Source organism: Streptomyces sp. NPDC047061 (genome assembly GCF_040643955.1).
Lineage (GTDB): Bacteria > Actinomycetota > Actinomycetes > Streptomycetales > Streptomycetaceae > Streptomyces.
In genome coordinates this window covers 97,529-112,555 of the sequence record NZ_JBEYVI010000019.1, presented here as the reverse complement: position 1 = coordinate 112,555, position 15,027 = coordinate 97,529, and the positions used below count along the sequence as shown (strand labels likewise).

The following is a 15,027-nucleotide window of genomic DNA, read 5'->3' as shown; positions in this document are numbered from 1 at the left end:
ACAGTCGGGGACGGGAGAAGGGAGTGTGGAATGCTGAGGAAAACCTGGTGTGACGATGCAGACTTCGCGCCGGATTCCCGCGCCGCGTGCAGAGAAGCGCCGCCCATGGGCGTGCAGGATCGTGCCGCCCCGGAGCTCGACGAGCTGGACCGGTGTGTCGTGCACGCCCTGCAGATCCATCCCCGGGCGCCGTGGACGCTCGTCGGCGAGGTGCTCGGGGTCAACCCGGTCACCGCGGCCCGGCGCTGGCAGCGGCTCCAGGAAGCGGGCCTGGCCTGGGTGACCGCCTACCCCCGGCTGTACGACCCGCGGATCGTGGTCACCGCGACCGTCGAGGTGGACGCCGAGCCGGGTGCCGCCGAGGACGTGGCGCAGGCCATCGCGCGGGACCCGGCGGTGCCCAACATCAAGCTCACGGCGGGCGGCCGGGACCTGGTGGCCGCGGTGCAGACCCGCAGCCTGGACGAGCTGGCCCGGCTCACCACCTCGCTCTTCCAGCGGACTCCGGAGGTGCGGGCGACCCGTACGCACGTCTCGACCGGCGTCTCGACGGAGGGCAGCCGGTGGCGGCTGCGCAGCCTGGACGAGGCCCAGGCGGCCCGCCTCGAAGCGGCGCTCCCGCCGTCCGGCCTGCCGGCGACCCCGGCCGAGTCGCGCTGGGACGAGCTGGACACCCGCCTGCTCGAACTCCTCAGCGTGGACGGCCGGATGTCGTTGCGCGACCTGGCGGCGGCCACCGGGACCAGTCTCACCACCCTGCGCCGCCGGGTGCAGTCGCTGCTCGCCTCCCGGCTCTGCCTGCGCTGCGACCTGGCGCGGCCGCTGTCGGGCTGGCCGCTGTCCGCGGTCTACTTCGCCTCGGTGCCGGGCCAGTACGTCGAGGAGACCAGCAGGGTGCTGGCCGGGGTGCGCGAGGTCCGCTCGTGCTCGATCTCGGCCGGGCCGTACAACCTGATGATCGACGTCTGGCTGCGCGATCTGCGCGACGTGCACGCGTTCGAGGCCCATCTCTCCCGCAAGCTGCCCCGGCTGACCGTCGCCGACCGCTCGGTGGTGCTGCGCACGGTCAAGCACATGGGCCGGCTGCTCGACCACGACGGCCGCTGCGTGGGGGTGGTCCCGCTGCAGCCGCCGTCGCTGAAGGACTCGGCACAGCTCCACTCGTTCGTCGCGCGTTCCCCCGCCGGCTCACAGTGACTTCCTACCGTCACCCCATCGCTTTCCCAAGTTGCCGCGCCAGTCTCAACATCGTTTGACAGCCCCCTGCTTGGGAGTACCTGTGCCGATCCCGCACCTCAGAGCCGCCCGCCGCACCCTGCTCGCCGCCGCGGGCGCCGCGTTGCTGACCTCGCGCCGGCCCTCGGCCGAGGCGGCGGACGCGACCGGGCTGGCCGACCCGGTCAAGAAGGACATCGCGATGCGGCTGGTGAGCAGCGCGGAGAACTCGTCCCTCGACTGGCAGGCGCAGTACAAGTACATCGAGGACATCGGGGACGGGCGCGGCTACACCGGCGGGATCATCGGCTTCTGCTCCGGTACGGGCGACATGCTGGCGCTGGTCGAGCTGTACACGGAGTGGGACGCGGACAACCCGCTGGCGAAGTATCTTCCCGCGCTGCGGGCGGTGAACGGCACCGCGAGCCACAAAGGCCTGGCCCCGGGCTTCCCCGCCGCCTGGCGGAAGGCGGCGAGGACGGCGGCCTTCCGCAGGGCGCAGCGCCACGAACGGGACCGCGTCTACTTCGACCCCGCCGTCGCGCGCGCCAAGAAGGACGGTCTCGGCACGCTCGGGCAGTTCGTCTACTACGACGCGATGGTCATGCACGGCCCCGGCGCCGGCACCCTCGCCTTCGGCGGCATCCGCGCCCGGGCCCGCAGGCACGCAGCGACCCCGGCGGACGGCGGCGGGCAGCGGGCGTACCTCGGCGCCTTCCTCGACGCCCGCGTGTGGGCGATGCGGCAGGAGGCCGCCCACCGGGACGTCAGCCGGGTCGAGACCGCCCAGCGGGTGTTCCTCAAGGCGGGCAACCTCGACCTGCACACCCCGCTCAAGTGGAAGGTGTACGGGGACAGTTACGAGATCGACTGAGGCGCGGCGAGGGGTACGGCGGCCTCCGTCGTGCCCCTGCCTGCCGCGCGCCGCCGGCCGAGGTGGTTGAAGACCAGGTTCAGCAGCACGGCCGCCACGCAGCCCGTCGAGATGCCCGAGTCGAGGACGATCCGGGCCGTCTCCGGGAAGGCGTGGTAGAAGTCCGGCGCGGTGATCGGGACGATGCCGACGGCGAGGGAGACGGCGAGGACCAGGATGTTCTCGTCCTTGTCGAGGCCCGCCCCGACCAGGGTCCGGATGCCGCTGGCCGCCACCGAGCCGAACAGCACCACCCCGGCGCCGCCGAGCACCGGGCGGGGTACGACGGCGATCAGCGAGGCGGCCGTCGGGCACAGCCCCATCAGCACCAGGAAGCCGCCGCCGGCCGCGACCACGAACCGGCTGCGGATCCGGGTCATCGCGACCAGGCCGATGTTCTGCGCGAAGGCGCTGCACATGAACCCGTTGAAGAGCGGGCTGATCGCCGAGCCGAGGGTGTCGGCGCGCAACCCCGCCGCGATCGTCCGCTCGTCGGCGGGCCGTTCGACGATCTCGCCCAGCGCCAGCATGTCCGCGGTGGACTCGGTCATCGAGACCACCATCACCACGCACATCGACACGATCGCGGCGACCTGGAACTGCGGGGCGCCGAAGTGGAAGGGCGTCGGGAAGCCGACGACGTCCGCGTCCGCGACCGGCCCGAAGTCCGTGACGCCGAACGGGATCGCGACGGCCGTGCCCGCGACCAGGCCGACGAGTACGGCGATCTGCTTGACGAAGCCGCGGGTGAACCGGCGCAGGAGGAGGACGATGACGAGCGTCGCGGCCGCCAGCCCGAGGTACTTCGCCGAACCGTAGTCGTCGGCCGTCGAGTCGGGGCCCTGCGCCCAGCCGAAGGCCACCGGGAGCAGCGAGACGCCGATGAGGGTGATGACCGTGCCGGTGACGACCGGCGGGAAGAACCGGACCGCCTTGCTGAAGAAGGGGGCGGCGAGGAAGCCGAGGAGGCCGGCGACGATCACCGCGCCGAAGATGACCGGCAGGGCGTCGGACTTGTCGTGGGTGGAGGCGGCTATCGCGGTCATCGGGGCGACCCCGGCGAAGGTGACGCCGTTGACGAAGGGCAGCCGGGCGCCGATCTTCCAGATGCCGAGGGTCTGGAGGAAGGTGGCGAGGCCCGCGGTGAAGAGGCAGGCGCCGGTGAGGAAGGTCAGTTCGGTGCCGGTGAGGCCGATGGCCGCGCCGACGATGAGGGGCGGGGCGACGACTCCGGCGTACATGACGGCCACGTGCTGGAGGCCCGTGGTGGCCATTTTCAGGGCGGGGAGTTTCTCGTCGACGGGGTGCACGGGATGCGCGGACACGGGCGGCTCCTCCGGTCGGTTGACACGTCGGCTCTGACGTGGGTTTCAGGGAGGTGGTGCGGCGGTCATGGGGGCACCTCCCGCTCGAGCGAAGCCGAGAGTGGGGGAGGGACCGAAGGACGGTGACCGTCCCGGGCGCGCGCAGGGCTGCGCACGCCCGGGAGACGGCCGCCGTGGGCCCCTTTCGGGGTCCACGGCCACCGGCCGGGAGCCGTCCCTCCCGACCGGAGCTCAGGTGACTTGCGGAGAAGCGGGGTTACCGCGCGGAGAGCTGCGCCAGCCGCTGGGCCTCGGCCCGGGTGGAGCGGGCGATCGTGTCCTCGTCGACGTGCAGCAGGCGGCCCGCCTCGACGATCTGCCGGCCGTTCACGAAGGAGGCGGTGACCGGGGCGGCCGCGCCGAGGACCAGGGCGGTCACCGGGTCGGCGATGGAGGCGTGGGCGAGGGTGTCCAGCTTCCAGAGGACCAGGTCGGCGAGCTTGCCGGGTTCGAGGGAGCCGATCTGGCTTGCGCGACCGAGGACCTGGGCGCCGCCGTACGTCCCGAGGCGCAGCGCCTGGCGGGCGGTGAGCGCGGCCTCCTTGTGCGCGCCGAGGCGGTTGATGAGGAGGGCGTTGCGCAGTTCGGTGTGGAGTTCGCCGGACTCGTTGGACGCGGTGCCGTCGACGCCGAGGCCGACCGGGACGCCGGCGGCGAGCATGTCGGGGACGCGGGCGATGCCTGCGGCGAGGCGGGCGTTGGAGGACGGGCAGTGGGCGACGCCGGTCTTCGTGCGGGCGAACGCGGCGATGTCGGAGTCGTTCATGTGGACGCAGTGCGCCATCCACACGTCCTCGCCGAGCCAGCCGGTGGACTCGAAGTAGTCGGTCGGGCCCATCCCGAACAGCTCCTTGCAGAACTGCTCCTCCTCGACGGTCTCCGAGCCGTGGGTGTGCAGCCGGACCCCGAGGCGGCGGGCCAACCGGGCGCCCTCGCGGAGGAGTTCGGTGGAGACGGAGAACGGCGAGCAGGGGGCGACGGCCACCTGGGTCATCGCGTCGAAGGAGGGGTCGTGGTGCTCCTCGACGGTGGCCTCGGTGGCGGTGAGGGCGCCTTCGAGGGTCTCGACGGCGAAGTCCGGGGGCAGGCCGCCGTCCTTCTCGCTGCGGTCCATGGAGCCGCGGGCGAGGGTGAAGCGGACGCCCGTCTCGCGGGCGGCGCGGATGATCGCGCCGGACAGGTCGCCCGAGTTCCTGGGGAAGACGTAGTGGTGGTCCATCGCGGTGGTCACGCCGCCCCGGGCCATCATCGCGAGCGAGCCCTGCGCGGCCGCGTACACCATGGGCTCGTCGATGCGCGCCCAGGTCGGGTACAGCGCGACCAGCCAGTCGAAGAGGTTGTGGTCGGTGGCCAGGCCCCGGGTGATCCACTGGTAGTAGTGGTGGTGGGTGTTGACCAGGCCGGGGGTCACCAGGTGGCCGGTGGCGTCGATCCGGCGTACGACGTTCTCCAGGCCCTCGGGGGCGCGGCCCGCGCCGAGCGACTCGATGCGGTTGCCGGCGACGACGACGTGCCCGTCGGCGTACTCGGTGTCGTGGGCGTCGACGGTCGCGATCGAACAGTTCTCGATGACGATGCGCTGGTCTGCTGCCATGGTTCGTCCTTTTCGCTCAGTGGACTTGTGATGTGGGCACGGCAGGACCCTGGAGATTTGAGTGCCGCGGCCGGGGAGCGGGAACCCCGCCGGCCGCGGGTGCCGAGGTGGGGAGTCTGGTCAGAGGTTGGTGAGGTCCACCGGGATCTTCGCCTCGCAGCCGTCCCGCAGGACGGTCGCCTCGATCAGGCCGTAGGGCCGGTCGGCGGCGTAGTACACGGCACCGTCCTCGGTGGCGTTCTTCAGCCCGAACGGCTCCAGATCCACCAGGAAGTGGTGCTTGTTCGGGAGCGAGAAGCGGACCTCGTCGATCTCGCCGCGGTTGTCGATGATCCGCGAACCCATCTGGTACAGGGTCTGCTGGAGCGAGAGGGAGTAGGTCTCGGCGAAGGCCTGGAGCATGTGCTTCCTCGTCTGCTCGTAGGACTCCTCCCAGTCGGGCGTCTCCCCTTCGTCGCCGGACCAGTTGAAGCGCCAGCGGGCGGATACCTGGGTGGCCAGGATGCGGTCGTACGCCTCGGGGAGGGTCGTGTACTTGTCCTTGACGTAGCCCCAGAACTCGGAGTCGGTCGAGTTCATCACGACCAGGTCCTTGAGTCCGGAGACGACCTCCCACTGCTCGCCGTCGTAGGTGATCTGGGCGAGCCGGGTCTCCTGGCCCTGGCGCACGAACGAATGCCCGGTGTCCGAGCCCTCGATACGCTCCCAGGCGTACTCCTCGATACGGATCCGGGCCGTCCTGATCGGTTCCTGGCTCGTCACGAAGTGCCGGGCGAGGTGGATGCCGAACTGCTCGGCGGACTCGATGCCGTGCTCCTTGGCGAAGGCGAACACCGTGTTCTTGGTGGTGTCGGTCGGCAGGACGTTGGCGTTGGAGCCGGAGTAGTGGACCTCGTCCATGTCGCCGGAGAGCGACACCGACACGTTGAGGTCCTTGATGTGGTGGGTGGCCCCGTCCCGCGTGATCTTCACGACCCGGTTCTCGGCCTTGCCGTACTGGTTCTGTCCAAGAATCGTAGGCATAGAGCTAGCTCCCTCGGTAAACGGAGTAGCCGAACGGGTTGAGCAGCAGCGGTACGTGGTAGTGCTCGCCCGGGACGACGGCGAACGTGATCGCCACCTCCGGGAAGAACACGGCCGGTCCGCTGTCCCGATTCGCGGGGGCGTCCTGCTGCGCATCGGCTTGCTTCTTCGCGGACTTCTCGAAATACGGCTCCACGGCGAAGTCGAGCCGTACGTGTGTGGTGCCCTCCGGCAGCGCCGGCAGGTCCTTGCACCGGCCGTCCGCGTCGGTGGCGGAACCGCCGAGCGCCTGCCAGTCCGCTTCCCGGCCGGCGCGGGCGGCGAGCTGGACGGCGACGCCTGCGGCGGGACGGCCGACGCTCGTGTCCAGGATGTGGGTGGACACGAAGGCGGTGGTGCTGGTGCTCATGGTGTCAGGCGTCCTCTTCGACGAGTCGGGCGAGCCGGATACGGTTGATCTTGCCCAGCTCGGTGCGGACGATCTCCCGCTCCGTCTCGGGCGGGTTGCCGATCCGCTCCTTGACCGCGTCCCGCATCTCCTCGCCGCTGCGGCCGGTGGCGCAGATCAGGAAGACATGGCCGAACCGCTCCTGGTAGGCCAGGTTGAGTTCGAGCATCTCCGCCTTGAGGCCGTCCGCGGCGCCGGCCATGCCGGACTGCTCCCGGGCCGAGGTGGGGTCGCCCGGCTTGGGACGGCCGATCGGCGGGTGCCCGGCCATGGCCTCGGCCAGGTCCGCCGTGCTCAGCTCGGCCATGGCGGCGTCGCTGGCGGAGTAGAGGGCCTGTGGGGTGGCGTAGGGGCGGGCGGCGAGCAGGCGCCGGCCCCATGCCGTGGAGGCGCACGCCTCGTGGAGGGCGGCGAGGGCCGCCTGCTCCTCCAGGTCGTTGAACCGGGCCAGGCCCGGGGGCGTGGAAGTCGACGTCACGGGAGCCTCCGTGGCCGTGGGCGGCCTTCGTGCTGAACGGGCTGCCGTTAGCTAACGCCCTGCAGAACCCGGCGTCAACACTTTGTTGAAAATTCCGCGTAACAACCCCCGGACGCACCCCGGCACACTCCGCGGGTCAGTTCTCCTTCTCGCGATTGAGGTAGTTGTAGACGGTGAAGCGGCTCACCCCGAGCGCGCTCGCCACGGTCTCCACGCCGTGCCGTACGGAGAAGGCGCCCCGCGCCTCCAGTATGCGCACGACCTCCTGCTTCGCCTTGCGGTCCAGGTCGGCCAGCGGCTTGCCCTGCTTGCGCTCCATGGCCGCCAGGATGTGATCGAGGGAGTCCGCGAGCTGCGGCAGCCGTACGGCGACCACGTCGACGCCCTCCCAGGCGAGCACGACGTCGTCGGGGCCGGCCTCGTCGGGCGGGAGCATCTCCCCGCCCATGGCGTCGACCAGCGGCTTCACGGCGGTGATGAGGGGCTCGTCCCCGTTTCCGGTCACTGGTCGCCACCCTCCCCCACCACGTTGACCTGGAGCGAGATCCGGGTGGCCCCGGCCTCCAGGGCCCTGCGCAGCAGCGCGTCCACGGCACCGAGCACGGCGTCGGAGCCGCCCTCCGCCGTGTTCCCGAACGGCCCGACGTCCACCGCGTCCAGCTCGGCCGCCTCGATGACCTCACGGGCGACCAGCGCGTGCGCAGGGGCCTCGTCGAGGTCGAAGGGCTCGGTGGTGAACTCTACTTTCAATCGCATTGCGCCCCCAGAAAACGCACCTCTGACCTGGGCTTCGGCCGACCGCCGCACAGCCGCGACACACCCCGGGCCAGTCAGTTCCACCGCGACGGAGCCGCTGCGTCCGCCACGAGCCGACCCTAACCGACCAGGGCGCCCCTCCGCCCGGTCAGCGGGTGCTCCACTTCTGGTTGTCCTGGCCGTTGCAGTCCCAGAGCTGGAGCCGGGTGCCGTTGCCGGTCTGCTCGTCCTTGACGTCCACACACTTGTTCGCCTGCGGATTGACCAGGTCGTTGCTGGAATTCAGGCGGAACTGCTGGGCCGGGTTGCCGCTGCACACCGCGAGCTGGATCACCGCGCCGTTCTGCGAGGAGCCCCAGGCGACGTCCATGCAGAGGCCCATCGAGCGGATCGTACCGTCCGAACGGAAGTCCCACTTCTGCCAGTTCTTGCCGTTGCAGTTCCAGATCTCCAGCGGCGAGCCGTCCGCGCCCTTGTGCCCCACCATCTCGATGCACCGGTTGGAGGCGTGGCTGTAGATGGTGGTGCCGGGCGCGCTGGTCACCGTGGCGGTGACCGTGGCCTTGGTGCCGGTGGTCTTCTTCTTGGAACTCCCGCCGGAGGACGCCTTCTTGGGTGCCTGCGCGGAGCTGCCCGCGACCACCCCGGCGCCCGCGCCCGCGGCCGCGGCCCCCGCACCCTTCTTCGCCGCGTTCTTCTTGCCGTCACCCGCCGGCCGCGAGGGCGACGCGGTCGGCGAGGAGGACGCCGGGTCCGGGGTGGCCGAACCGTAGGCGCCCGGACCGCCGTCCGTGGTCGCCCCGTTCAGTACGGTGCCGGCCTCGGCCGCCCGGTCCGACGTCCTCCCGTCCGAACCCGACCTGCCGAGCATGCCCGACACCAGGAACGGCACCCCGATCAACAGCGCCCCCGCGATCGCTGCTCCGGCCAGCAGCCCCCGTGAGGGACGGCCGAAGGCAGGGGCCGCCAGGACCTCCTCACCGGCTCCGCCCCCGGCCACGGCGCCGGCAGCCGTTTCGGCCTCGGTGTCGGCGTCGGCACGGCCGTCGGGTGCCGCTTCCGGGCTCGGGCCGGCGCCGGCCGCTGTCTCCGGGCCGGTGCCCGCGTCGGCACCTGCTGTCGTGGAGGCCCGCGCAGCCGGGGCCTGGGCCTCTGCCGGGGTCTCGGCCGCGGGCCGCGACCGGGCCGTGAGAGCCGCCTCCGCCCTCGCGGCGGTCTCCGTCTCACCGGGACCGGTCTCCGTCTCACCGGGACCGGTCTCCGACTCGCCGGGACCGGTCTCCGGCTCACCGCCGGCGGGCGGGGCCGCCGCTGCCGCGGCCTGGGCCGCCGGCGCACCGGCCCCGGGCGCGCTGCCCGCGGTGGGGTCCGGGGCCGCGCCCGGCTCCGTCTCGCCCGTCGTCGGCTGGTGCCGCGGGCTGTTCTTGCCGGACATGGTGTTCCTTCCGAAGTGATCGGGTGGCCACCGGTCAGTCGTCGTCCGCGGGGGGCGGAGCGACCGAGAACCGGTTGCCGTCGAAGTAGAGGGTCAGCGGGGCGCCGTCGGCCGGACCGAACCGGTGGGTGCGGTCGCCGGGGCCGAGCACCCGGACCGGTCGCCCGGTGTCCCGTGCGACCAGTGCCGCAAGGGTGGACACGTAGGAGGGGGTGTCGGGGCGGGCCAGCACCAGTGCGAGCCGTGCGGAGTCGTCCAGTCCGGCCTCGGCGACGGTCAGCGTGTCGTTCTGGAGGATCGCCTGGGCGCGCAGCGCCTCGGTGAGGGCACCGATGTGCGCCAGCGCGGCGGTCGCCAGCGCCACGTCCGGGCCCGGGAGCGCGGCGTCGTCGGGGGCCCCGTGCGCGGCCACGTCGGCCTGGGCCCAGGCGAGGAGCGCGCCGTGCGGGTCACGGGTACGGGTCCAGACCGGGGCGGTGCCGGAGGGAGCGAGCAACTCGGCCAGGGAACGGGCGAACGTCTCGGGGCGCTCCGCCCGTGACACGACGGTCCGACGACCCGCGGGCCCCTCGCCGCCCCGACCGTTCCCGCCGCTGTCGTCCTCGCCGTCGCCGTCCTCGTCGTCGCTGTCCGCGTCGTCTTCTTCCTCGCTGTTCTCGCCCCCGTCGTGGCCGTCCTCGGAATGCCTGTCGGTCCCGCCCCCGGCAACGGCCGCCTCGGTCCCCGGCTCCCGGGGCGCTTCCTCGTCCTCTTCCTCGGACTCCTCCAGCGGCTCCTGCGCCGGCTCCGCCGCCGGGCCGGCGCCGCCGCGTGCCCGGGTCGGGCGGGGGGTGCGGCGGGGCCAGCCGGCCGGGGTGGCGGCCAGGGAACCGGTGGGCAGCGGCACGGTGCCGTCGCCCGCCGCCGCCCGCCGCGCCTCCAGCAGGGCGACCACGTCGGCGAGGTCGTGCTGGGCGTTGCGCTGCCGGGCCGCCTGCGTGCCCTGCTCGGCGAGGGCCGCGTCGACCTCGCGTCCGAGGGCGTCCAGCGCCTCCTGGGCGGCGTCGCGCGCGGCGACCGCCCGGTCGTGCCGTGCGACGGCCGCGGCGAGTGCCGCGCGGGCCGTGCGGTCGGCCGTGGCCGCCGTCGCGGCCGTGTCCTGGGCGTGGGCCAGGGCCTCGGCCGCGGCGCGGGCCGCGTCCCGGGCCAGGGCGAGCCGGCGCGTGGTGTCCTCGGCGGCGTCCCGGGCGGTCTCGGCGGCGCGGTCGGCCGCCTCGGCCGCCGTCCGGGCCCGGTCCAGCGCCGTGCGCGCCCGGTTCCGGCGCGACTCGCGCCGGGCGAGGGACTCGCCCGAGGCGGCGCTGCCCGTGCTGGGGCGGCTCCCGCCCTGCGTTGCCGGGCCGGAAGCCCGCCGTACGGCCTGCTCCGCCTCCTCCAGGTCGGCCTCCGCGGTCCGGACCGCGTCGTTGGCTTCGGCGGCGGCACCGGCCGCGGCCGTGGCCCGCTCGGTCCGCTCGGCGAGATCGGCCGTCAACTCCGCCACCCGGGCGCGCCGTTCCCGGTCGGCGCGGTCGGCCGCGGTGACGGCGGTGTCGGCCACGGTGCCGGCGTCGGCAGCGGTGTCGGCCTCGGCGCGGGCGTCGGCCCGCTCCCGTTCCGCCTGTGCCACCGGCGGCAGGGCGTCGTCCCGCACGCGCTGGGCGTCTGGGATCCGTGCCTGGAGCAGAGCCTCGTGCGCGCGTGCCGCGTCCTCGGCCTGCCCGGCCTCCTCCAGCATGCGTATCTGAGCGCGTGCGGCCGTCCAGCCGTCGCCCCGGCCGTCCCGCTCGCCCTCGTCCCGGCCGTCGTCCTGGCCCCCGTCCTGGTCCTCGGCCGGTGTGAGGTCCGGGTCGCCGTCGGCGTCGAAGCGGCGGAACCGGACGCCGTCGCCGTCGCGCAGGGCCAGTTCGACCGGTCGGCGCAGGAGGGCGGCGGTGCCCGAGGCGGCGTACAGGGCGCGGGCGGTCTGCGCCGCGCTGCCGTCGACGGCCAGCCACAGCTGGACCATGCCGTCGTCGCCGTCCGGGCCCGCCCCGATGCCGTCCGCCAGCAGGGTCGGCAGGTCCCGCAGCGGCACGGTCCGCCAGTCCCGAAGCACGTCATCGGCGCGGTCGCCCGCCGCCCGCGCGTCCGCGGCCTCGCGGGCGAGGGAGGCGCCGTCGAACACTCCCGGGTCGGTACGGGGGCCGGTGACCCCGTAGCCGAGCAGATCGCGCTCCAGGGGCCGGATCCGCACGGTGCCGGACACGTACCGGACTCCGTTCGGGCCGTGCACGGTGATCAGCGCGTCCGCGAGGGTCTCGTGGCTGCGGGTGCCGCGGGAGTCCGCCGGGGTGGTGGTGTTGCCGTGCTTGAGCCAGTCCCGGCGGGCGCCGCTGACGGCGGCGCCCGTCCCGGACTGCTGCGGCTGGCGGGCCAGCACCGGCAGGGTGAAGCCGAGCAGCTGCCGGTTCGCGTCGTCGGCGCTGAAGCCGCCCTGCACCGAGAGGCTTCCGGTGAGTCCCGCCTGCGACGCGGAGCCCGCGCTCACCGTGCTGATCCGCAGCCGGTCCACCGTCACGTCGCCGGAGTCGGTCACCGGGCGCGGCCGGTACAGCTCCACGGTGAGCCGGGGCGGCGTGCCCGGACGGCCCTGGAACGGGTAGGCGCCCGGCATCACGGTGGTCACACCGGCCGGGCCGCGCGGATGGTCCAGCGAGATCGTGTCCGCCTGGACGAGTTCGCCGATCCGTACGGCGGTGGCGTCCGCGGAGTCCGAGGCGGTCAGCGACCGCCAGGAGTGGGTGAGGTCCGGGGCCACCTCGGCGAGCGCGGCGGCGAGTTCGGCACCCCCGTCGAAGCCGAACACCGGCGCGGGGCCGCCCGGCGTGAACCGCCGCCCGGTCACCGCGGGGCGCCGGTCGTGCCGTCCCACCGTCAGGGGCGCCCCGGTGGCGGGCGCGGGTTCGGCGGTCTCGCTGCCGGTGAAGCGCAGCGCGGCGGCGGCGTGCACGGTGGCGGTCCGGGCCGGCCGGCCCAGGAACAGATGCGTGATCCGGTCGGCGAGCGAGGTGTCCGCGTCGGTCAGGCTCAGCACACCGTGCTGGAGGACACTGCCGGGCAGGTCCAGCAGCCAGTCGGCGGTCGGGGTCGAGCGGACCTCGGCGACGATCCGGTACGGGACGCCCTCGAAGTCGGCGGCGTTGTCGGTGCGCAGCCAGTAGCGGTCCTCGGCGGCCCGGGTCACCCGCGCCGAGTTGCCGCGGGCCGTGTCCCCGCTGAGCAGGACGTTCGCCCGGTCGGTGCGGGGGCCGCCGGTGGGCCTCGGGATGCGCGACTGGAGCTGGACGAACCCCGAGTGCCGGACGCTGGTGGCGGTCCGGTCGGTCACCGAGGAGGGGGTGTGGCCGAGGAAGTGCTCGATCCCGGCGCCTGCCGCCGCCGGGAACCCGCGCAGCAGGCGCAGCGCGTGCTCGTCGGCGTCCGGTTCGGTCCGCAGCGTCACCTCGACCAGGCGGGCACCGCCGTGGCCGACGTGCCGGAACCGGAACCGCTGCACCCGGCCCGGTCCCCGCCCGGCCAGGGTGCGCAGCCCGGCCGTGGAGGTGAGGTCGGCGATCCTGGTCGCCACCCCCGGCAGATACGACGAGTGCCCCGGCCGGGTCGTGCCGGGGGCCTCGTCCTGCACCAGTCCGAGCAGCAGCCGCCGCAGTTCGTCGGGGCGCTGCACGGTCCGGGTGGCGTCGGTGAACTGGTCCATCGCCTGGACGCTGCCGAGGCCCACCTCGCGGGAGGCGACGAACCGGCGCGGCAGCGGCACCGAACCCGGCACCGGCGCGGGCACCGTGAGACCGGCCACCGGCGCGAACCAGGCGGCGTAGCGCCGGATCTGTGCCGGTGTGGCCAGGAACCGTACGGCGTCCGGCAGTTCCACGGCCACCGTCACGGTACGGCCCTCGCCCTGCCCGAACGCGTTGCCGACGGCGTTGCGGCGGCCCCGCCGGAACGTCACCAGCAGGAGGCCGTCGGCCGCGATGCGGTGCTGGGCGCCGCTCTCGGTGGCCGTACGGCTGACCACCGTCGAGGAGGCGAGCGCCCGGGACCGGTCGCCTCGGGAGGTACGGCTGTACCGGGCCGACGGGTTGAGGGTCGACGGCCGGTGCGCGGACGCCGTCGTGCCGCCGCCCTGCTGTTGCGCCGGGTCGTCGGCACGGCGGTGGTGCATGCCGCCGCCGTCGTCGTCGTTGCCGGCGGCCTGGTCGGAAGACGGGGTCTGCGCCGACGAGGTGTTGCGGACCGCGGTGAAACCGCCCGCCCACTGCGCGCTGCTGGAGACCCCCCGCTGCTGTCCGGCCCCGTCGCCGGCGCTCAGCCCGGTCTCGAAGTACTGCGAGATGTCGCCGGCCGCCCGCGGCCGCCGCAGGGCGCCCCGGATCTCCACCGACAGCACCTCGTCCGCGGCGAGCCCGGGCAGGGTGAGCCCCTCGATCACGTAGGCGCCCTTGAACACCTGGTGGCCGCGGGCCAGCAGGGCGGCGGGACTGCGGGCGGCGGTGAGCATCTCCGCGGCCACCGTGGTCGGGTCGGTGGCGGCGGCACCGGCCAGCGACTCGCCGACGGCCCGGCCGACGCGCGCCACCGGCGCCGGGGTGCGCGCGGCCACCGCGTCCCGTACGTCGTCCAGCAGGCCCCGGGCGGGATGCCCCGGGTAGGTGTTGCCGAGCACCGCACGGAACGCCTCGTCCAGCGCGGCCGACGCCCGGAACACCTCCACCATCGAGTCGTCCGGGAGCGGCGCCGAGTCCGGCAGCGGGGTGCCGTGCTCGTCGGTCAGGTCGAGCAGGGCGCGGTCGGCCGGGGTGGCGGCCCGCAGGGTGTGGGCCGCGGGCGCCGCCGGGGCGGGCTCGGCGGCGGGCAGCGTGCGGTGCGTCGGCACCGACAGCCGCAGCGTCCCCGGCACCCGGTCCGGCGGCGGCGGAGGCGGCGGGGCCGCCGGGTCGGCCGGCGGGGCACCGTGCGGCACGTACGGTTCGGTCACCGTCTCGTGCGCGAACCGCACCAGGGGCTGCTCCCCCGGCCCCTCGTACAGGTCCAGCGCCAGGTCGGCCGGCACCTCGAACACCTCGCTGCGCTGTCCGGCCCCGCTGCCGATGAAGAACTGGTCGTGCCCGACGGAGAGTTGCACGCTGTTGTCGTGCTGCACCTGGTGGCCGCGCACATGGTCGCCGGTGCCGCCCAGCGTCCACGCACCCCTGCGCACCGGCAGCCCGAACGAACCACCGCCGCCGTACGACACCCCGTACGACGATCCCCGCTGGTCGTTGCCGGCCGTCGACAGGGACGCCACGCCCATGCCCTGCACATCCGGCAGCACCCGGGTGTGCACGCTGCCGCCCGCCCCGCGCACCGCACTGAGCACCAGCCGCACCCGACGGCTCCCGGACAGCGTCGGGATCTCCAGGAAGAGCGGATGGCCGCCGTCGACCATGGCGTCCGTCGCGGCCCGCTGCCCCACCTGGGACCGGGCCTGTTCGAACCTGCGCAGATTGTTCAACTGGGCCTGTACCAGGGCCTCGTCGGGCAGCACCCGGTTGCGCGAGGTGGTGTCGGCGGGCAGGAAGCCCTCCCGGCGCAGCCAGTTCTCGGCATGCACGAAGAGCGGCTCGGCGCCCTCCACGCCCAACGGCGTCGTGGTGGTGCCGATCGCCTGCAGATGTTCCAACTCCGCGGGCAGCCGCCGCAGTTCCTCGGGCGATGGGGCGTGGCCGCGGGCGTCCTCGGCGGTCAGCAGCCGCAGATGCATC

Annotated in this window: 11 protein-coding genes (1 of these 11 running past the window's edge); 2 read left to right on the top strand and 9 right to left on the bottom strand. The window is 73.9% G+C overall.

The annotated features are described in order from the left end of the window. Positions 1–105: 105 nt before the first annotated feature. Together ABZ887_RS26035 and ABZ887_RS26030 are read left to right on the top strand one after the other, a co-directional pair. On the top strand, positions 106–1,197 hold the full coding sequence (locus ABZ887_RS26035; RefSeq protein WP_361293509.1) for an Lrp/AsnC family transcriptional regulator: 1,092 nt from the start codon (positions 106–108) through the stop codon (positions 1,195–1,197). Between the two features lie 82 nt (positions 1,198–1,279). Beyond that, the gene (locus ABZ887_RS26030; RefSeq protein WP_361293506.1) at positions 1,280–2,089 is read left to right on the top strand and encodes a chitosanase; all 810 of its coding nucleotides are present in this window, start codon (positions 1,280–1,282) and stop codon (positions 2,087–2,089) included. On the opposite strand, the gene ABZ887_RS26025 is transcribed toward ABZ887_RS26030, so the two are convergent. The 9 genes from ABZ887_RS26025 to ABZ887_RS25985 form a co-directional block, all read right to left on the bottom strand. Then, complete coding sequence (locus ABZ887_RS26025) at positions 2,074–3,453, bottom strand: nucleobase:cation symporter-2 family protein (RefSeq protein ID WP_361293503.1); 1,380 nt, start codon at positions 3,451–3,453, stop codon at positions 2,074–2,076. The genes ABZ887_RS26030 and ABZ887_RS26025 overlap by 16 nt on opposite strands. A gap of 256 nt (positions 3,454–3,709) precedes the next feature. Next, complete coding sequence (locus ABZ887_RS26020) at positions 3,710–5,086, bottom strand: 8-oxoguanine deaminase (RefSeq protein WP_361293500.1); 1,377 nt, start codon at positions 5,084–5,086, stop codon at positions 3,710–3,712. Between the two features lie 120 nt (positions 5,087–5,206). Continuing rightward, entirely contained in the window at positions 5,207–6,109 is a 903-nt protein-coding gene (gene pucL / locus ABZ887_RS26015) for a factor-independent urate hydroxylase (protein WP_361293497.1), read from the bottom strand. 4 nt (positions 6,110–6,113) lie between these two features. Then, positions 6,114–6,518, bottom strand: a complete 405-nt coding sequence (gene uraH, locus ABZ887_RS26010) for a hydroxyisourate hydrolase (protein WP_361293494.1) — start codon at positions 6,516–6,518, stop codon at positions 6,114–6,116. 4 nt (positions 6,519–6,522) lie between these two features. Next, entirely contained in the window at positions 6,523–7,035 is a 513-nt protein-coding gene (gene uraD, locus ABZ887_RS26005) for a 2-oxo-4-hydroxy-4-carboxy-5-ureidoimidazoline decarboxylase (protein WP_361293491.1), read from the bottom strand. Positions 7,036–7,171: 136 nt separating this feature from the next. Further along, the gene (locus ABZ887_RS26000) at positions 7,172–7,540 is read right to left on the bottom strand and encodes a helix-turn-helix domain-containing protein (RefSeq protein ID WP_361293488.1); all 369 of its coding nucleotides are present in this window, start codon (positions 7,538–7,540) and stop codon (positions 7,172–7,174) included. After that, positions 7,537–7,791, bottom strand: a complete 255-nt coding sequence (locus ABZ887_RS25995; protein WP_361293485.1) for a hypothetical protein — start codon at positions 7,789–7,791, stop codon at positions 7,537–7,539. Before ABZ887_RS25995 ends, ABZ887_RS26000 begins: the two co-directional genes overlap by 4 nt. A 148-nt stretch (positions 7,792–7,939) precedes the next feature. Then, a complete protein-coding gene (locus ABZ887_RS25990; RefSeq protein ID WP_361293482.1) occupies positions 7,940–9,226 on the bottom strand; it encodes an RICIN domain-containing protein in 1,287 nt (428 codons plus the stop codon). Positions 9,227–9,260: 34 nt separating this feature from the next. Then, positions 9,261–15,027: the final stretch of a hypothetical protein gene (locus ABZ887_RS25985; RefSeq protein WP_361293479.1), read on the bottom strand. 22,088 nt of this gene lie beyond the right edge of the window; 5,767 of the gene's 27,855 nt are visible here — the last part of the coding sequence; the start codon falls outside the window, past its right edge — the gene reads right to left on this strand; it ends in the stop codon at positions 9,261–9,263.

What these genes read in the sequence shown, in the direction of transcription:
- ABZ887_RS26035 (WP_361293509.1), top strand. Translation starts at nt 106, where the DNA reads ATGGGCGTGCAGGATCGTGCCGCCCCGGAGCTCGACGAGCTGGACCGG.
- ABZ887_RS26020 (WP_361293500.1), bottom strand. Translation starts at nt 5,086, where the DNA reads ATGGCAGCAGACCAGCGCATCGTCATCGAGAACTGTTCGATCGCGACC.
- pucL (WP_361293497.1), bottom strand. Translation starts at nt 6,109, where the DNA reads ATGCCTACGATTCTTGGACAGAACCAGTACGGCAAGGCCGAGAACCGG.
- uraH (WP_361293494.1), bottom strand. Translation starts at nt 6,518, where the DNA reads ATGAGCACCAGCACCACCGCCTTCGTGTCCACCCACATCCTGGACACG.
- ABZ887_RS25995 (WP_361293485.1), bottom strand. Translation starts at nt 7,791, where the DNA reads ATGCGATTGAAAGTAGAGTTCACCACCGAGCCCTTCGACCTCGACGAG.
- ABZ887_RS25990 (WP_361293482.1), bottom strand. Translation starts at nt 9,226, where the DNA reads ATGTCCGGCAAGAACAGCCCGCGGCACCAGCCGACGACGGGCGAGACG.